Annotated in this window: 16 protein-coding genes and 1 pseudogene; 6 read left to right on the top strand and 11 right to left on the bottom strand. The window is 69.5% G+C overall.

Annotation, left to right across the window (positions count from 1 at the left end):
- The 4 genes and pseudogenes from G3I19_RS05745 to G3I19_RS05730 form a co-directional block, all read right to left on the bottom strand.
- Positions 1-254 (bottom strand): annotated as a pseudogene (locus tag G3I19_RS05745) (hypothetical protein); the annotation flags it as partial.
- A complete protein-coding gene (locus G3I19_RS05740) occupies positions 251-1,000 on the bottom strand; it encodes a PIG-L deacetylase family protein (protein ID WP_164260159.1) in 750 nt (249 codons plus the stop codon). The gene G3I19_RS05740 and the pseudogene G3I19_RS05745, both read right to left, overlap by 4 nt.
- 59 nt (positions 1,001-1,059) lie before the next feature.
- Positions 1,060-1,710, bottom strand: coding sequence for a GntR family transcriptional regulator (locus G3I19_RS05735; protein ID WP_164260157.1), 651 nt, complete (start codon positions 1,708-1,710; stop codon positions 1,060-1,062).
- Between the two features lie 578 nt (positions 1,711-2,288).
- Positions 2,289-2,732, bottom strand: coding sequence for a MarR family transcriptional regulator (locus tag G3I19_RS05730; protein WP_164260155.1), 444 nt, complete (start codon positions 2,730-2,732; stop codon positions 2,289-2,291).
- A 327-nt stretch (positions 2,733-3,059) separates the two neighbouring features.
- Between G3I19_RS05730 and G3I19_RS05725 the strand changes: the two genes are divergently transcribed.
- The 4 genes from G3I19_RS05725 to G3I19_RS05710 all read left to right on the top strand — a co-directional run bounded on the left by G3I19_RS05725 (position 3,060) and on the right by G3I19_RS05710 (position 6,257).
- Entirely contained in the window at positions 3,060-3,833 is a 774-nt protein-coding gene (locus G3I19_RS05725) for an SDR family oxidoreductase (protein ID WP_203599214.1), read from the top strand.
- A 36-nt stretch (positions 3,834-3,869) separates the two neighbouring features.
- Positions 3,870-4,754: an NAD(P)H-binding protein gene (locus G3I19_RS05720; protein ID WP_164260153.1), complete on the top strand. Its 885-nt coding sequence runs from the start codon at positions 3,870-3,872 to the stop codon at positions 4,752-4,754.
- 281 nt (positions 4,755-5,035) lie between these two features.
- Positions 5,036-5,317 (top strand): hypothetical protein, encoded by a 282-nt coding sequence (locus tag G3I19_RS36805; protein ID WP_203599213.1) that lies wholly within the window; start codon positions 5,036-5,038, stop codon positions 5,315-5,317.
- Positions 5,318-5,501: 184 nt separating this feature from the next.
- The gene (locus G3I19_RS05710) at positions 5,502-6,257 is read left to right on the top strand and encodes an SDR family oxidoreductase (RefSeq protein ID WP_164260151.1); all 756 of its coding nucleotides are present in this window, start codon (positions 5,502-5,504) and stop codon (positions 6,255-6,257) included.
- A 395-nt stretch (positions 6,258-6,652) separates the two neighbouring features.
- Here the strand turns inward: G3I19_RS05710 and G3I19_RS05705 are convergent, their stop codons facing one another.
- The gene (locus tag G3I19_RS05705) at positions 6,653-7,981 is read right to left on the bottom strand and encodes a TRAM domain-containing protein (protein WP_164260149.1); all 1,329 of its coding nucleotides are present in this window, start codon (positions 7,979-7,981) and stop codon (positions 6,653-6,655) included.
- A 126-nt stretch (positions 7,982-8,107) separates the two neighbouring features.
- Positions 8,108-10,240, bottom strand: coding sequence for an APC family permease (locus tag G3I19_RS05700; protein WP_164260148.1), 2,133 nt, complete (start codon positions 10,238-10,240; stop codon positions 8,108-8,110).
- A gap of 234 nt (positions 10,241-10,474) precedes the next feature.
- Here G3I19_RS05700 and G3I19_RS05695 point away from each other — a divergent pair, with 234 nt between their 5' ends.
- Together G3I19_RS05695 and G3I19_RS05690 are read left to right on the top strand one after the other, a co-directional pair.
- Complete coding sequence (locus tag G3I19_RS05695) at positions 10,475-11,143, top strand: TrkA family potassium uptake protein (RefSeq protein WP_164260146.1); 669 nt, start codon at positions 10,475-10,477, stop codon at positions 11,141-11,143.
- Positions 11,143-11,820 (top strand): TrkA family potassium uptake protein, encoded by a 678-nt coding sequence (locus G3I19_RS05690; RefSeq protein ID WP_164260144.1) that lies wholly within the window; start codon positions 11,143-11,145, stop codon positions 11,818-11,820. Before G3I19_RS05695 ends, G3I19_RS05690 begins: the two co-directional genes overlap by 1 nt.
- 112 nt (positions 11,821-11,932) lie before the next feature.
- On the opposite strand, the gene G3I19_RS05685 is transcribed toward G3I19_RS05690, so the two are convergent.
- From G3I19_RS05685 to G3I19_RS05665, 5 genes are all read right to left on the bottom strand, one after another.
- Positions 11,933-12,682, bottom strand: coding sequence for a DUF3159 domain-containing protein (locus G3I19_RS05685; RefSeq protein WP_164260142.1), 750 nt, complete (start codon positions 12,680-12,682; stop codon positions 11,933-11,935).
- Positions 12,683-12,685: 3 nt separating this feature from the next.
- Positions 12,686-13,036 carry an OB-fold nucleic acid binding domain-containing protein gene (locus G3I19_RS05680; protein ID WP_203599219.1) on the bottom strand — a complete coding sequence of 117 codons (351 nt, stop codon included), beginning with the start codon at positions 13,034-13,036 and terminating at the stop codon, positions 12,686-12,688.
- 70 nt (positions 13,037-13,106) lie between these two features.
- Positions 13,107-13,805, bottom strand: a complete 699-nt coding sequence (locus G3I19_RS05675) for a response regulator (RefSeq protein ID WP_164260138.1) — start codon at positions 13,803-13,805, stop codon at positions 13,107-13,109.
- Positions 13,802-16,378: a sensor histidine kinase KdpD gene (locus G3I19_RS05670; protein WP_164260136.1), complete on the bottom strand. Its 2,577-nt coding sequence runs from the start codon at positions 16,376-16,378 to the stop codon at positions 13,802-13,804. The genes G3I19_RS05675 and G3I19_RS05670 overlap by 4 nt, the downstream gene beginning before the upstream one ends.
- Positions 16,379-16,569: 191 nt before the next feature.
- The gene (locus tag G3I19_RS05665) at positions 16,570-17,235 is read right to left on the bottom strand and encodes a potassium-transporting ATPase subunit C (RefSeq protein ID WP_164260134.1); all 666 of its coding nucleotides are present in this window, start codon (positions 17,233-17,235) and stop codon (positions 16,570-16,572) included.
- Positions 17,236-17,239 lie beyond the last annotated feature (4 nt).

The raw sequence follows: 17,239 nt of genomic DNA, 5'->3' as shown, positions 1-17,239 counted from the left end.
TGCGGGGCGGCCCGGATTGCGGTGCCGACGGCCACACCCCGTGCCGCGTGGGCCATCAGGCTGCCGCCAGGCCGCCGCCGTACGGTCACCGCCGTGCCCACGGTCCGTACGTCCCGCTGGGCCGGGCGCGGCCCGGGGCCGGAGTTCCCGGTGCGGCCCATCGCGTCGGGCACCGTGGCAGTGCCGTGGCCGGGCCGTGCTTCCACGTCCTTCGCGGCCGCTTTCGGCGGCCCGGTGACCGAGCCGCCGCTCATGCCAGCTCCACGGCGACCTGCGGGTAGGGACGCATGTACGCCTCGGCCCAAGTGGTGTGCGGCAGACCGAGGTTGGGACCCGCATTGCGCTTGAGCTGGACGCCGCGCCGCCGGCCGAGATCCGTGTAGTACTCCCACAGGTGCTGCTGGGCGGCCAGGCACTCCATGGCCTTGCGCTTGGTCTCCCAGACCTCGGTGATGTCGAGCAGGACCTCGGGCCTGAAGCCGCACATCTCGGGCTGGTGCGGCTCGAAGAGGAACACCGGCGGGGCTCCGATGATCTCGCCCTCGGCCGGGTAGCCGACCGCCTGGGCGAGAACGCGCGCGTCGAGGGCCATGCGGGCAGCGGCCGGATGGTCACCGTTGTACGGGTCGTCGAGGGGATGGGTGAGGACGACGTCGGGCTGCACGGCACGGCAGAGCGCGACCAGACGGTCGGTCAGTTCGGGCGTGGCGGTCAGCGGGTAGTCTCCGGCGTCGAAGAAGACCACCTCAGCGCCGAGCGTCGCGGCGGCCCGCTCGGCCTCGCCGCGTCGCATGTCCTTGATCTCGTCGAGGGATTTGCCCTCGCGCCACGCCTTCGCCGACTCACCGCGCTCACCGAAGGTCAGGCACGCGACGGTGACGCTCTCACCACGGGAGGCGGCCAGGGCGATGGCTCCGCCGGCACGCCAGACGAAGTCTCCGGCGTGGGCGGTGACGACCAGTGTCGACCGCGGAGCAGTGGGCTCTTTGCCAGGTGTCATGGACTGGGTCTCCTCGCTGGACAGGAAGGTCGGCCCACCACTGCGGACGGCGTTACCCGTTACTCGCGCAACGCGTCGATCACGCCCGACAGGTGGGCACGGACGGCCGCTTCGGCCGCCTGCGGGTCCCTGGCCGTGATCGTGTCGATCATGGCCAGGTGTTCACCCAGTGACTGCTGCGGCCGCCCCGGTCGCAGCGCGAGCTGGAAACGATGGCGCACCAGCTGCGCGTTGAGCCGCTCCAGCAGCTCCACGGCCACCGGCTGGCCGGAGAACTCCCGGATCAGGGAGTGCAGTTGGTGGTTGAGCTCGGAGTACGTCACCGGCTCGCCCTCGGCGACGGCCTTGGTCATCGCCGCGCCCACACCGGCCAGCTCGGCCAGCTGCTCGTCGCTGGCCGCGACAGCCGCCTTGGCCGCGCACAGCCCTTCCAGAGCCATGCGGCACTCGGTGATGGCGACGGCTTCCTCGACCGTCACGACCCGCACGCGCGACCCGCGGTTACGGATGCGCTCGACCAGCCCCTCGGCCGCCAGATCGATCAACGCCGCCCGGACACTGGCCCGCGTCACACCGAACCGCTCGGCCAGCTCGTTCTCCACCAGCCGCTGGGCCGGCGCCATGTCGCCACGCAGGATCGCCTGCCTGAGCTGCGCCAGAGCCTGCTGTTTCGCCTGCTCTCCGGTGCCTGAACGGGATCGGTCCGGCATCGTCGCCCTCCCTGGGTGAGTGCTTGCCGAACCTAAATCTAGGGCAAGAGGATTGTCAACAATTTTGTCCAAGATACTGACTGAACGCCGGACCGTGAGCGCCGCCCGCCCGAGCACCTGGACCGGCCGGTCGCCATCCCCGTACGCCGCCGGCATCCGCTCACCGACAGCCGGATCATGCGGCACAGGACACCGACGACGGAGACCATGTGCACGCCGGCCACCCACAGGAACGGGCCCCCCGAAACCGGCCGCGCGATCAACCCTGGCCACGGGGTCGCAGGTCAGGCCCCGGTCTCCCCGGCCCCCCACAAGGTCGCGACCACTGCGGCCAGCGCCCACACCTCATCTCCCTGATCTTCCAGTAGGGCCACTGGATCACTCTGCTCCACGTCGTCGTTCACGCCTCACTCTGATTCCGAAAGATCGCGTTGCACGTCGTTCGCGCGGCCCATCGTCCAAATAACTGACGAACAAGTCAATTACATTGACCATAGAAGACGGCGTCGAAGCCCGTCGGCGGCCCTGGCGGCTCGGAGTGAACGGGGATCGGGGCGGATGACTCGGTACGGCCGGGTCTACCGCGCGTAGCGGTCGGTGATCTCGCGGAGTTGATCCAGGATCTGCTGCAACAACGCGAAGTTGCGGGTGCCCAGGTAGGTCTTCCACTCCGAGAGGATCTCGTCGAGTGTCGCCGAGGCCACCTCGACCGCCCGCCTGCCGCGTTCCTCGATCACGATCAACCGGGCACGGCCGTCCGTAGGGTCGGGGACCCGGCGGACATAACCCAGGCGTTCCAGTTGGTCGACCAGCACACCGGCGCCCTGCTTGCTCATTTGCGCCTGTTCAGCGAGGTCAGTGAGGCGCGAACCGTCCGGGGCGACGCGTTGGAACACCCGGCACTGGGCGAGGGTCCAGTCGTCGAACCCCGCCCCCTGCAGGGCACGGAACATCCGGTCCTCGGCGTACCGGTACGGGATGAACAACGCCACCCCTAGATCAACCCGCTGCTCGTCGTCCATACAGCCCTCGGCTCCGTCGCCCACCTGACCCAACGAGGTTCACACCGTACGTCAATGCCGCCGAACCGGATCGCCATCGGCCCCGGCCGCGATGGCGTGCATGCGGCTCCGGTCCCACCGCGTTCCGCACGCGCCGTCCACCCGCGGCGGCCTTACATCGGGCGCTGTTGCCGTCGACGTTGCCACATGAGTACAGTAGTCAATGTTCCTGACTAGTTGAGAGGGTGGCTCGACGAAGGACGGGCAGTGAGACCCAGGAACTGTGCACATCCGCCCGTTCACATCCGCAGAACACAGCGAGAACCCAGAGAGAGCGCAGGTAGCGCGATGACATCGACATCGAGCCTGGCAGGCAAGCGGGTCCTGATCACCGGAGGCAGCAGCGGAATCGGCGCCGCGGTCGTCCGGCGGCTCGCCGCCCAGGGAGCCACGGTCGCCGTCAACTATCGGTCCGATCAGGAGGCGGCCGAGGCGCTCGTCGGCGAACTCCGCGACAGTGGCTGTGCCGCGTCGGCCTTCCCGGCCGATATCGGCGAGAGGACACAGACCCACGAGCTCGTCGGCGCGGTGGTGTCCGAGTTCGGTGGCCTGGACCTGCTGGTCAGCAATGCCGGGATCGAGCACTTCGGAGCGCTGGAAACCATCACTCAGGCCGACTTCGACCGCCTTTTTCAGACCAACGTGGCCGGGCAGCTGTTCATCACCCAGGCTGCGGTGGCCGCGATGACCGACGGCGGCCGGATCGTGCTCAGCTCCTCGGTCAGTGCGCGCCTGGCGGTCCGTCAGCACGCCCTGTACGCGGCAAGCAAGGCCGCCATTCCGGCCATGGTGCGCAATCTCGCTCCCGAGCTGGCCGAGCGGAACATCGCCATCAACGCGGTCGCCCCCGGCGCCACCGCCACGCGTATGGCCGGCTATGCCCCCAACTACGTCCATCCCGCCCTGGCCGATGTGCCCTTTCCCGCACTCATGCGCTCCATGAGCGCACTGGGCCGGTTGGCCCAACCTGACGAAATCGCCGCCACGGTCACGTTTCTGCTCTCCCCCGAAGCGTCCTTCATCACCGGCACCACCATCGAAGCCGACGGCGGCTGGAACTAGACACGGCACACCGCACCTGTGTCGAAGGGAAACACCATGTCCACTGTCATCACCGGAGCCTCAGGTCATCTCGGCCGGCTCGTCGTCGATCAACTCCTCGCTGCCGGGACGCCGCCGGAGCAGGTCGTGGCCACCGGCCGGGACACCGGCAAGCTCGCCGGCCTCGCGCGGATCGGGGTCACGGTGCGGCGCGCGGACTTCGCCGACCCGGGCAGTCTCGACGAGGCTTTCGCGGGAGCCGACACGATGCTGCTGGTTTCCACGACGACGGTCGGCGAGCGGTTCGACCACGCCCGCAACGCCATCGACGCGGCGCGCCGGGCGGGTGTCTCCCGCATCGTGTACACCAGCATCCTCAACGCCTCGACCGCGCGAATGACGCTGGCTGACGAACATCGCCGTACCGAGGAGTATCTGCGGGCCGGCGGTTCGGGGTTCGTCATCCTGCGCAACGGGTGGTACCTGGAGAACTACACCGACCAGCTCCCGATGATCACGCAGTACCACGCACTGCTGGGCAGCGCGCACGACGGGCGGGTCAGTGCGGCCGCCCGGCGTGACCTGGCGGCCGCCGCGGCCGCGGTGCTGACACAGGACGGACACCTCGGAGCGACCTACGAACTCGGCGGAGCACCGTTCACGCTGGCCGAACTCGCCGCCACGTTCAGCGAGGTCCTGGGCACCCACATCGACTACCGGGACATGCCGGTCGCCGACTACACCACGACGTTGACGGGTGCCGGGCTGCCTCCGGAGATGGCCGCCGCGGTGGCTGATGCCGATGCCGGGCTGGCCCGCGGAGAGTTGTTCACCGACCGTGACGACCTGGTCAAGCTCATCGGCCGACCCGCGACCACGGCGCACGAAGCCATCCGGAACGCCACGGGCACCGAGGAGTCACGCACCGAGGAGTCACGGTGACTGCTTCCGGGCCCGGCGTCGACACCCACGGAGATGGTGCTGATCCCCCGAGTCCTCCGCCGCGAGTTCGCGCAGCTTCCGTGGTTGTTCCGCGCCGCGGCCGGTGACCGCGCGCGAGCCGAGGTCACCGGTGCGCACGCCCAGGAGATGCTGACTTTCCTCCCCACACCACACCAGCGAGGACAAACTGCTCTTTCCGCTGCTGCGCGAGCGAGCTGTGCTCGACCCGGAGCTGATGGACCGGATGAACCGGGCGAGCGGATGGCCGCTCGCACGACACCATGAGGCCGACCCTGATCGAGCACCCGGCCGACGAGGAGCAGGAAATACTGCCGATCGTCTCCGCCACACTCACGCAGGGCGAATGGGACGCACTCGGCAAGCACGGCATGAGCGCGATCCCCCTCACGCGGCGGCTGGTCATCCTCGGCCACATCACCGAGGAAACCGATGACGCGGAACGGCAAAGCTTCATGAAGGCCCTGCGGGCCCCGGCTCGTATCGCCTACAAGCTGATCGGCCACCGCCAGTTCACCCGCGAGACCAGCAAGATCCGCGGCTGACCCGCCCCACCCCCCGGCACCACACCACACCGCACCACACCGCACCACACCGCATTGCCGAGCCTCCGCAGCACCACCAGCGGACCGGTGGGCCGGCACATCGACCGTACGAAACACCTTCAAGACCCCAAAACCAGACGCTCACTGGCACACCCGACGTCAACGGCATCAACAAGGAGAGCCAATGGCAGAGCAGGACCTCTCGGGGCGCACGGCACTCGTGACCGGTTCGACCAGCGGGATCGGCGAGGCCACGGCCAAGCAACTCGCCGAGCACGGGGCGCACGTGATCGTGGTCGGCCGTCGCCAGGAACTCGGCGACGGCGTCGTCGCGGCGATCCGCGCGGCCGGCGGCACGGCCGACTACGTTCGCGCTGAACTCAGCGACGCGGCGTCGGCCCGCGACTTGGCCCAGCGGGCGCTGGAGACTTCCGGGGGCCAGATCGACATCCTGATCAATAACGCCGGGACGGCGGTGTTCGGCCCGACGGCGGAGACGCTGGAGGAGAACTGGGAGATGATGTTCAGCACGAACCTCAAGGGTCACTTCTTCCTCGTCGCGGAGCTCGCGCCGATGATGGCCGCTCGCGGCAAGGGCGTGATCGTCAACACCTCGACGATGGTTGGCCAGTTCGCTGTTCCGGGCATGGGGGTGTACGGCGCGACCAAGGCCGCACTGAACCTGCTCACCAAGTCCTGGGCTGCGGAGTTCGGCCCGGCCGGTGTCCGCGTCAACGCGGTCAGCCCTGGAACCACCAGCAGCCAGCACGTCGTCGACGCCATGGGCGACGGACTCGACGAGCTCGGCAAGCAGGCCCCGCTTGGCTACGTCGCCGACGCCGACGAGATCGCCAACGCCATCGTGTACCTGACCACGGACAAGTCCAGTTACATCACCGGCACGATCCTCAACGTCGACGGCGGCCGCACCGCCATCTGACCACGCCGCCTCCGCACAGCGGGCGCCGTCACGGGCCGGCCGGGTCTCGCGAATCCCTCCCCACCCGGCCGCCCCGGCACTGGTACACCCCAGGGCCTCAGGGCCTCAGGGCCTCAGGGCCTCAGGGCCTCAGGGCCTCAGGGCCTCAGGGCCTCAGGGCCTCAGGGCCTCAGGGCCTCAGGGCCTCAGGGCCTCAGGGCCTCAGGGCCTCAGGGCCTCAGGGGAATCCCACCGCTTCTGCAGGAATAGGACGATGGCCGGCAGAGCGAAGGCAAAGGGCCCCCTGGACTCCTTGAACTTCAACGGCCTGACGCAGACCACATTCGGCCGGGGAAGTCAGGAAATCGCCCGTAACGCCCACACCGCAGATAACGCACACCACTCAAACCCGCAGGTCAGGCGCCCTTTTCGGCCGGTTCAAGGATCGCCACGCACTCCACATGATGCGTCATCGGAAAGAGATCAAAGGCCCGCAGCACCCGCACCCTGTACCCGCCATCGCGGAAGTACGCCAAGTCCCGTGCCAGCGCCGCCGGGTCGCAGGCCACGTACGCGATGCGGCGGGCGCCCAGGGACGTCAGGTGTTTGACCGTCTGCTTGCCCGCGCCCGCCCGGGGCGGGTCCAGGACGATCAGGTCCGTCTCCGTGATGCCCGTGCGGGGCAGGGCTGCCTCGACCTTGCCGTGTTCGATGCGGACCCTCGGCAGTTCCTTCAGGTTGTGCCTGGCGTCCTCGCACGCGCGCTTCGAGGACTCGATACCGAGCACCGCGCCCTGTTCGCCGACCCGTTCGGCGATGGCGCCCGCGAACAGGCCGACGCCGCAGTACAGATCGAGCGCCGAGTCGCCCTTGCGGGGCATCAGGCCCTGCATCACTGCCTTCAGCAGGGTGTCGGCCGCCTGCGGGTGGACCTGCCAGAAGCCGCCCATGCCGACGCGGTACGTACGGCCGTCGGCCCGTTCGCGGACGAAGGGGCGCCCGTGGACCCGGTGCACTCCCCCGTCGTGCTCCTCGACGCGCAGCACCGAGACCGGCTTGTCCAGCTCGACCAGGGGCAGCCGGCCGCCCGGCTTCGGGGTGAGGACCACCTGGCGGTCGCTGGAGCCGGTGGCCGCGATGGCCTCGACGGATGCCAGCTGCGGCCATTCGCGCTTCTCGATGCCCAGTTCCGTGACGCCCGGCGCCGCGATCATGCAGTGGTCGATCGGCTCGACCTCGTGCGAGCGGTGCTTGCGCAGGCCCGCCCGGCCCTGGTCGTCCACCGTGTACTGGACCCGGGTGCGCCACGCGGGCACCTCGCCCGGCGGCAGTTTGTCACCGGCGGCCGGCATCACGGTGCCGTCCCAGCCCGCTTCCTCCGGGGTCAGGCCCGCCAGCCGCTGGAGCTGCTCAGTGATCACTTCGCCCTTGAGCCTGCGCTGCGCGCCCGGCTTGGCGTGCTGCCAGTCGCAGCCGCCGCACCGGCCGGGGCCGGAGAAGGGGCACGGGGCCTCGACCCGGTCCTTGGACGCCTCGATGATCCGGACGGCGTCGGCCCGCAGGAAGCGTGAGCTCTCCTCGCCGTCGGTCACCCGGGCGACGACCTTCTCGCCGGGCAGGGTGTGCCGTACGAAGAGGACCCGGCCCTCCTCGGTGCGGGCGATGCAGTGGCCGCCGTGCGCGACGGGGCCGACCTCGACCTCGTACTCCTCCCCGACCAGCGATGACGTGGGTTCTGTCTGCATGGCGGGGGGACTCCAGAAGATCAAAAGGGAACAGCCGGACAACGACCCACCAGTCTACGTGGGTGTTGCCCGGCCGTTCACCAGTCGGACAGCGGCTCATTGCCGCCGGGGGTAAGCCGGTTTCCCTCAGCTCTTGTCCTGTGGACCCTGCGGCCCCTTCGAACCCTTGGCGCCCTTACCGCCCGACGCGCCCTGCCCGCGCGACGCCCCCTTACCGGCGGCCACAGGCTCCTCCGGCCGCCTCGTCACCGGGCCCCGGCGCACCGCGCCCGGCGCGTTCCAGTCGGCCCGCTTCCTCGCGCGCTTCTTCGCGAGTTCCGAGGACTCCAGCTGGTACGGGACCGAGGTGACCATGACACCGGGCGTGAAGAGCAGCCGGCCCTTCAGGCGCAGGGCGCTCTGGTTGTGCAGCACGTGCTCGTACCAGTGCCCCACCACGTACTCGGGGATGTAGATGGAGACCACGTCCCGCGGGCTCTCGCGCCGCAGGCCCCGTACGTACTCGATGATCGGCCGGGTGATCTCGCGGTACGGGGAGTCCAGGATCTTCAGCGGCACATTGATGCCGCGCCGCTCCCAGTCGTCCTTGAGCGCCTTCGTCTCGGCCGGGTCGACCCCGATGGAGAGCGCCTCCAGATGGTCGGAGCGCATCAGCTTCGCGTAACCGAGCGCGCGCAGCGTCGGCCGGTGGACCTTGGAGACCAGCACGATCGAGTGGACGCGCGAGGGGCGCAGGCTCTCCTCGGACGGCTCGTCCGGCGCCGCGATCTCCTCGGCGACCCGGTCGTAGTGCTTGCGGATCGCGGTCATGGTCCCGAAGAAGATCACCATGCCGAGCAGCGCGACCCAGGCGCCATGGGTGAACTTGGTGGCCAGGACGACGACCAGCACCAGTCCGGTGAAGAAAGCGCCGAAGGTGTTGATGGCGCGCGAACGGATCATGTGGCGGCGCTTGTTCGGGTCCTTCTCGGTCGCCAGGTGGCGGTTCCAGTGCCGGACCATGCCGGTCTGGCTGAGGGTGAAGGAGACGAACACGCCCACGATGTACAGCTGGATCAGCCGCGTCGAGTCGGCTCCGTAGATGACCACCAGCAGCACGGCCGCGCCCGCCAGCAGCACGATGCCGTTGGAGAAGGCCAGCCGGTCGCCCCGGGTGTGCAGCTGGCGCGGCAGGTAGCGGTCCTGGGCGAGGATCGAGCCGAGCAGCGGGAAGCCGTTGTACGCGGTGTTGGCGGCCAGGAAGAGAACCAGCGCGGTCGCGGCGGCGAGGACCACGAAGAAGAAGGTGCCGTTGCCGAAGACGGCGGCGGCCACCTGCGAGATCACCGGGTCCTGGTTGTAGCCGGCGCCCAGCGGCACCCCGTGGTTGAGCAGGTCGGTGCCGGGGTTGGACGCCATCCGCACCTTGGTGGCCATGGCGAGGCCGATGATCCCGCAGAACATCGTGACGGCCAGGATGCCCATCAGGGCCAGCGTGGACGCGGCGTTCTTGCTCTTGGGCTTGCGGAAGGCCGGTACGCCGTTGCTGATCGCCTCGACGCCGGTGAGCGCCGCACAGCCGGAGGAGAAGGCCCGCAGCAGCAGGAAGACCATGGCGAAGCCGCCGAGGCCGCCGCGCTCGGCGTGAATGGTGAAGCCAGCGGTCGGGGCCTTCATGGTGTCGCCGAGTACGAGCCCGCGGAAGGCGCCCCACGCGATCATGATGAAGACACCGGCGACGAAGACATACGTCGGAATCGCGAAAAGCTTCCCCGATTCCTTCACACCGCGCAGATTCATCAGGGTCAGCACAACAATCGTGCCGACGGCGCAGAGCACCTTGTGCTCGACCACGAAAGGAATCGCCGAGCCGAGGTTCTCGACGCCGGAGGCAATCGACACGGCGACGGTGAGTACGTAGTCGACGAGCAGGGCACTCGCCACCGTGAGCCCGGCCTTCGGCCCCAGATTGGTGGTGGCGACCTCGTAGTCACCGCCGCCGCTGGGGTAGGCGTGCACGTTCTGCCGGTAGGACGCCACCACGGTGAACATCAGCACCACGACGGCGACCGCGATCCACGGGCTGAAGTGGTAGGCCGACACACCCGCGACAGAGAGGACGAGCAGCACTTCTCCCGGGGCGTACGCCACCGAGGACAGAGGGTCGGAGGCGAAGACGGGAAGCGCGATGCGTTTGGGGAGAAGGGTCTCGCCCAGCTTGTCGCTGCGCAGCGCCCGGCCGATCAGGATGCGTTTGGGCACGTCGGTCAGTTTGGACACGGTGAGGATCGTAAGCGTTCGATATAGGGAGCGCGCACCCCCCACCCCCTCATCCGTGCAGTGTCATCACGACGGAATCCCGCGCTCCCCCGTAGAGGCCCCTGTACAGGGCTCCCCACCCGCACCGTGCGTGTGTAGCTTGGCCGCACGTCTGAGAGTCTTTATTCCTCGGCCGGGGCATTTTCCGGTGGAACAGTTATGACCGAAAATTTACGGACGTGTGGAAGGACGGTCGTGCACATCGTCATCATGGGCTGCGGGCGAGTGGGAGCCGCTCTCGCGCAGACCCTGGAACAGCAGGGGCACACGGTCGCAGTCATCGACCAGGACCCCACGGCCTTCCGCCGTCTGGGCGCCGGGTTCGGCGGCCGCCGGGTCACCGGAGTCGGTTTCGACCAGGACACCCTCCGTGAGGCGGGTGTCGAGGAGGCCGGTGCGTTCGCCGCGGTGAGCAGCGGGGACAACTCGAACATCATCGCGGCGCGGGTCGCCCGGGAGATGTTCGGGATCGAGAACGTCGCCGCCCGCATCTACGACCCCCGCCGTGCCGAGGTCTACCAGCGCCTGGGCATCCCGACCGTCGCGACGGTCCGCTGGACCGCCGACCAGATGCTGCGGCGGCTGCTGCCGTCCGGCGCCGAACCGCTGTGGCGCGACCCGAGCGGCGGTGTACAGCTCGCGGAGGTCCATACGTCGGCGGCCTGGATCGGCCACCGGATCAGCGAGCTCCAGGAGGAGACGGGCGTGCGCGTCGCGTTCCTCACACGTCTGGGGGAGGCGATGCTGCCCACGTCCCGGACGGTGCTCCAGGAGGGTGATCTGGTGCACGTCATGATGCACACGGCCGAGGTCGAAAAGGTCGAGGCGGCCTTCGCCCGAGGTCCCGAGGAGGGCGGTCACTGATGCGTGTCGCTATTGCCGGGGCCGGCGCGGTGGGGCGTTCCATCGCGGGCGAGCTGCTGGAGAACGGGCACGAGGTCCTGCTGGTCGACAAGGCGCCCACCGCCATCTCGGTGGAGCGGGTGCCGCTGGCCGAGTGGCTGCTCGCGGACGCCTGCGAGATCACCTCGCTGGACGAGGCGGCGCTGCAGCGGTGCAACGTGGTGATCGCCGCGACCGGGGACGACAAGGTCAACCTGGTGGTCTCGCTGCTCGCGAAGACGGAGTACGGGGTGCCGCGGGTGGTGGCCCGGGTGAACAACCCCAAGAACGAGTGGCTGTTCAACGAGTCCTGGGGTGTCGATGTCGCGGTCTCCACACCGCGGCTGATGTCGGCGCTGGTCGAGGAGGCGGTGAGCGTCGGCGACCTCGTACGGCTGCTGCGCTTCAGCCACGGCGACGCCAACCTCGTCGAGCTGACGCTGCCGCCCGAGTCGGCGCTGGCCGGCACCCAGGTCAGTGAGGTCGCGTGGCCCGAGGACACCTCGCTGGTCACCATCATCCGCGGCACACGGGTCCTGACGCCGAGCCCGGAGGAGACCCTGGAGCCGGGCGACGAGCTGCTGTTCGTGGCGGCGCAGGCGCGCGAGGAGCAGCTGGAGGACCTGCTGTCGGTACGCCGGCAGGGTGCGGCCGGGTAGCCGCCCCGGCGGAGGCGAGCAGAGAACGAGAAGACGCCGTACCGAATCTCCGGTACGGCGTCTTCTCTGTCCGCGGACGGTGCGGAAGCACGAAGAGCGGGGGCGGCTGGTTTTACGCCTCGCCGCGCTGCGCCTCGGCGGCTGCGGCCGCCCTGCGGGCCTTCTCGGCCTTCTCCGCCTGCTCCTCGGCCTCCATCTCCGCGAACACGTCGATGGGCGGCGGCGCCTTCGCCAGGAAGACCCAGGTGAGGTAGACCGCGAGCAGGAACGGCGGGATCTTCAGCGCGATCAGCACCCAGCCGAACTGGGTGGTGTCGGCCCACCAGTACAGCGGGAAGAGGATCGCGCACTTGGCGAGGAGGATCAGCCCCCACGCCCAACTGGACTTGGCGTACGCCGACTTGCGGCCGGGGTTCCGGTTGCGCCAGGAGAGGTTCTCCTTGAAGACCGGGCCGAGGATCACCCCGATCAGCGGGAAGCCGACCGCCGCCGTGACGATGTAGGCGAGAGCCAGCCCCAGCGTGTAGAGCATGCCGGGCAGATAGAAGTCCTTGGCGTTGCCGGTCATCATCGCGAAGACCACACCGAAGGCGACGCCGAAGACACCGCTGAAGGCGTGCTTGACGGTGTCCCTGCGGACCAGCCGCACCACGACGAGCACCAGGGAGACCGCGACGGCGGCGATCGCGGAGGTCTTCAGGTCCTTGTTGATCGTGAAGATGGTCACGAACAGCAGGCCCGGGAGCACGGTCTCCACCATGCCCCGCACTCCGCCGAAGGCTTCGAAGAGAGCGGCCTCCGTGACGGCTCTGCCGGCGGCGGTGTCCTGGTCGGTTGTGGTCGGCTTGTCGAGAGACGTCACCGGCTACTCCTGTCCGAGCGGTCGCAGTTCGTATTTGGGGTTGAACAGCACCCGCCGGCCGTGGCTCATGGAGATCCGGCCGGAGGCGATCAGCTTGCGGCCGGGCTCTATGCCAACGATCGAGCGCCGCCCCAGCCACACCACGTCCAGCGGGGCCGTGCCGTCGAACAGCTCGGCCTCCAGGGCGGGCACACCGGCCCGGGGACGCAGGGTGACCGTGCGCAAGGTACCAGTCACCTTGACGATCTGGCGGTCGGTGCACTCGGAGATCCGGGTGCACCCCGTGGCCTGCGTGTCCTCCTGCAGCTCCGCGGAGTGCAGATCCTCCTGCGAGGTCGACAGCCGGTCGATCATCCGGCGGAAGCGGCCGGTCGGCTTAACACTCATAAGTGAAGGGTACCGGGGCCCCGCTCACGGACGCCCGTCAGTGCTCGAAGCGGTACCCCATGCCCGGCTCCGTGACGAAGTGTCTGGGGTGCGAGGGATCGGCCTCCAGCTTGCGGCGCAGCTGGGCCATGTAGACGCGCAGATAGTTGGTCTCCGTGCCGTACGAGGGGCCCCAGACCTCCTGGAGCAGCTGCTTCTGGCTGACCAGCCGGCCGGTGTTCCGTACGAGCACCTCCAGCAGGTGCCACTCGGTCGGTGTCAGCCGTACGTCACGGCCGGCGCGCTGGACCTTCTTGGCCGCCAGGTCCACCGTGAACTCCGCGGTCTCCACCAGCGAGACGTCCTCGCCGCCCCCGCCGGACTCCGGTCCGACGGGCTCGGCCCTGCGGACGGCGGCGCGCAGCCGGGCCAGCAGCTCGTCCATGCCGAAGGGCTTGGTGACGTAGTCGTCGGCTCCCGCGTCCAGCGCCTCGACCTTCTCGTCCGATGTGTGGCGTGCGGAGAGCACCAGGACCGGCACCCGGGTCCAGCCGCGCAGCCCCTTGATGACCTCCACACCGTCCATGTCGGGCAGCCCGAGGTCCAGGAGGACCACATCAGGGTGGCGGGCCGCGGCCAGCCGGAGTGCGGTGGCCCCGTCCGGGGCTGCGTCCACCTCGTACTTGCGTGCCTTCAGGTTGATCACAAGGGCGCGCACAATCTGCGGATCGTCCTCGACCACGAGCACCCGGGTCATAGCTGGGTCTGCCTTTCTGCCGATGAGGTGGGAGCGGTGGAGCCGGAGTGCGGTGCGGTGTCCGTGCCCGCCGGTCCGCCGGCCGCTCTCAGGGTGAGGACCATGGTCATGCCGCCGCCGGGGGTGTCCTCGGCGCCGAGCGTGCCGCCCATGGCCTCGGCGAAGCCGCGGGCGACCGCGAGTCCGAGTCCGACGCCCACACCGCGCGGGGCGTCGCCGAGGCGCTGGAAGGGCTCGAAGATGCGTTCCTTGGCCTCGTCGGGGACGCCCGGCCCCCGGTCCGCGACGCGCAGCTCCACCCGGTCGCCCAGTGCGCTGGCGGCCACGGTGACGGGCACGTCGCCCGGGTTGTACTTGACGGCGTTCTCGACGATGTTGGCGACGGCCCGCTCCAGGAGGCCCGGGTCGACGGCCACCATGGGCAGCGTCTCCGGGATGTCCAGCTCGGCGCTGCCCTCGGGGACCCCGCCGAGCGCCATCGGGACGACCTCGTCCAGGTCGATCTCGCGGATCAGCGGGGTCACGGTGCCGGTCTGGAGCCGGGAGACGTCCAGCAGGTTGCCGACGAGGTGGTCGAGGCGGTCCGCGCCGTCCTCGATGCCTTCGAGCAGCTCCGCCTCGTCCTCGTCCGACCAGGAGACGTCGTCGGAACGCAGTGAACTGACGGCCGCCTTGATGGCGGCGAGCGGGGTCCGCAGATCGTGGCTGACGGCGGCGAGCAGCGCCGTACGGATGCGGTTGCCCTCGGCCAGCCTGCGGGCTTCCTCGGCCTCGCCCACGAGGCGCTGGCGGTCCAGTACGACGGCGGCCTGGGCGGCGAAGGCCCCGAGCACCCTGCGGTCCTCGGCGGGCAGCATCCGGCCGGTGAGCGCCAGCGCCATATGGTCGCCGATCGGCATGTCCACATCGGCGTCCTCGGGGCGGGCGAGCGGGCGGGGCCCGACGCTGCCCGCGCAGATCCACGGGTCGACATCGCTCTTCCGTTCGAGGAGTGCGACGGACTCCATGGCGAACGTCTCCCTCACCCGTTCGAGCAGGGCATCCAGCGTGGTCTCGCCGCGCAGGACACTGCCGGCCAGGAACGAGAGGATCTCGGACTCGGCGCGCAGTCTCGCGGCCTGATGGGTGCGGCGGGCCGCCTGGTCCACGACGGACGCCACCGCGACGGCCACCGAAAAGAAGATCACGATGGCGACGATGTTCTTGGAGTTGGAGATCGTCAGCAGATGGAGCGGCGGCGCGAAGTAGTAGTTCAGCAGCAGCGAGCCGAAGGCCGCCGACGCGAGTGCGGGCAGCAGCCCGCCGAGCAGCGCGGCCGCCACCGTCAGCGACAGGAAGAGCAGCATGTCGTTGGCGAGGCCCAGCTCGGCGTCGATGTTGGTCAGCAGCACGGTGAGGACGGCGGGCCCGACCACCCCGGCCAGCCAGCCCCAGATGATCCGCGCCCGCCCCAGGCGGGCCCCGCGCGCGACCGGCAGCCCGCGCCCCTTGGCGGCCTCCTCGTGCGTGACGATGTGGACGTCGAGATCGGGGCCCGAGTCCCGTGCCACGGTCTGTCCGACGCCGGGGCCGAAGATGTACTGCCAGGTCTTGCGGCGGCTGGAGCCGAGCACGATCTGGGTGGCGTTGACCCCGCGGGCGAACTCCAGCAGCGCGGAGGGGATGTCCTCCCCTATGACGTGGTGGAACGTACCGCCCAGGTCCTCGACCAGCGTCCGCTGGAACGCCAGCTCCTTGGGCGAAGCGGAGGTCAGGCCGTCGCTCCGGGCGATGTAGACGGCGAGGATCTCGCTGCCCGACCCCTTGGCGGCCATCCTGGCCGCGCGGCGGATGAGCGTACGGCCCTCGGGGCCGCCGGTGAGTCCCACCACGATGCGCTCGCGGGCCTGCCAGGTGGAGCGGATGTTGTGCTCGCCGCGGTACTGCTGGAGGTACTCGTCCACCCGGTCGGCGACCCAGAGCAGCGCCAGCTCGCGCAGGGCGGTGAGGTTGCCGGGGCGGAAGTAGTTGGAGAGGGCTGCGTCGACCTTGTCGGGCTTGTAGATGTTGCCGTGGGCCATCCGGCGACGCAGCGACTGGGGCGACATATCGACAAGTTCGAGCTGGTCGGCCCGGCGGACCACTTCGTCGGGGACGGTCTCGCGCTGGGCGACGCCCGTGATCGACTCGACGACGTCGCCGAGTGACTCCAGATGCTGGATGTTGACGGCCGACACGACGTCGATGCCTGCCTTGAGCAGCTCCTCCACGTCCTGCCAGCGCTTGGTGTTGCGCGAGCCGGGGACATTGGTGTGGGCCAGCTCGTCGACCAGGGCGACGGCGGGCGCGCGCGCCAGGACCGCGTCCACGTCCATCTCGGTGAAGACGCCGCCGCGGTAGCCGATCTCACGGCGCGGGATCTGCTCCAGGCCGTGCAGCATCACCTCGGTGCGCGGCCGGTCGTGGTGCTCGACGAAGGCGATGACGCAGTCGGTGCCCCGCTCCACCCTGCGGTGGGCCTCGGACAGCATCGCGTACGTCTTGCCGACGCCCGGCGCCGCGCCGAGGAATATTCGAAGCTTGCCTCGTGCCATGGCCCCATTGTCTTTCGGAGTCTTTCGGAGAGCTGAGCACCCTTCGTCGACCTTACGGCCAGAGATTCCGGCACAACGGACGGGAGGCCACCCGAGCTGGTGTCTTGACACGATCCTGATGGACCGCGCCGGCCCACGATCCGCCCTGGTCAGCCCTGATACGCCCGGGCCGGCAGGGCGGATCGGGCCGCTCACCGTCCTGTCAGCTGCTTCAGCGCCACATTGAGCTCCAGGACATTGACCCGGGGCTCCCCGATGAAGCCGAGCGTACGGCCGGTGGTGTGGTCGGCGACCAGCCGCTCCACCCGCGCGACGGTGAGATGGCGGCGCGCGGCGATCCGGTGCACCTGGAGCTCCGCGTACTGCGGGGAGATGTCCGGGTCGAGACCGGAGCCGGACGAGGTGACGGCGTCGGCCGGCACATCCGACGGCCGCACCCGGTACCCGGCGGTCGAGTTGTCCTTGACGACGGCGGACCTGGCGTCCTTGACCCACCGGATCAGTTCGGCGTTGTCCCCGGACAGGTTGGTCGCGCCGGACACCAGCAGCTTGTACCGGGTGTTGACGCTGTTCGTGCCGAGCCCGTTGGAGGGGCGCGGCTGGAACCACCTGAGGTCGGGCGCCGGGGTCCGCTGCCCCTTCTTCAGCGGCAGGGTGTAGCTCTGCCCGATGAGGGAGGAGCCGACGACCTTGCCGCCGTCCTTGATCTCCGAGCCGTTGGCCCGGTGGCCCATGACCGCCTGGGCGACGCCGGTGACGGCGAGCGGGTAGACCACACCGCAGACGACGGTCAGGACGAGAAGGGCGCGCAGACCGGCCCAGAGCAGGCGGCCCGTACCGCTCACGGAGTTGTTCATGGTG

Source organism: Streptomyces sp. SID10853, assembly GCF_010548145.1.
Lineage (GTDB): Bacteria > Actinomycetota > Actinomycetes > Streptomycetales > Streptomycetaceae > Streptomyces.
This window is presented reverse-complemented; position numbering and strand designations above follow the sequence as displayed.

Excerpts from the sequence above, each read along its gene's own strand:
- G3I19_RS05720 (WP_164260153.1), top strand. The coding sequence starts at position 3,870 with ATGTCCACTGTCATCACCGGAGCCTCAGGTCATCTCGGCCGGCTCGTC.
- G3I19_RS05735 (WP_164260157.1), bottom strand. The coding sequence starts at position 1,710 with ATGCCGGACCGATCCCGTTCAGGCACCGGAGAGCAGGCGAAACAGCAG.
- G3I19_RS05670 (WP_164260136.1), bottom strand. The coding sequence starts at position 16,378 with ATGGCACGAGGCAAGCTTCGAATATTCCTCGGCGCGGCGCCGGGCGTC.
- G3I19_RS05710 (WP_164260151.1), top strand. The coding sequence starts at position 5,502 with ATGGCAGAGCAGGACCTCTCGGGGCGCACGGCACTCGTGACCGGTTCG.
- G3I19_RS05665 (WP_164260134.1), bottom strand. The coding sequence starts at position 17,235 with ATGAACAACTCCGTGAGCGGTACGGGCCGCCTGCTCTGGGCCGGTCTG.
- G3I19_RS05705 (WP_164260149.1), bottom strand. The coding sequence starts at position 7,981 with ATGCAGACAGAACCCACGTCATCGCTGGTCGGGGAGGAGTACGAGGTC.
- G3I19_RS05730 (WP_164260155.1), bottom strand. The coding sequence starts at position 2,732 with ATGGACGACGAGCAGCGGGTTGATCTAGGGGTGGCGTTGTTCATCCCG.
- G3I19_RS05725 (WP_203599214.1), top strand. The coding sequence starts at position 3,060 with ATGACATCGACATCGAGCCTGGCAGGCAAGCGGGTCCTGATCACCGGA.
- G3I19_RS05680 (WP_203599219.1), bottom strand. The coding sequence starts at position 13,036 with ATGATCGACCGGCTGTCGACCTCGCAGGAGGATCTGCACTCCGCGGAG.
- G3I19_RS36805 (WP_203599213.1), top strand. The coding sequence starts at position 5,036 with ATGAGGCCGACCCTGATCGAGCACCCGGCCGACGAGGAGCAGGAAATA.
- G3I19_RS05690 (WP_164260144.1), top strand. The coding sequence starts at position 11,143 with ATGCGTGTCGCTATTGCCGGGGCCGGCGCGGTGGGGCGTTCCATCGCG.
- G3I19_RS05675 (WP_164260138.1), bottom strand. The coding sequence starts at position 13,805 with ATGACCCGGGTGCTCGTGGTCGAGGACGATCCGCAGATTGTGCGCGCC.
- G3I19_RS05740 (WP_164260159.1), bottom strand. The coding sequence starts at position 1,000 with ATGACACCTGGCAAAGAGCCCACTGCTCCGCGGTCGACACTGGTCGTC.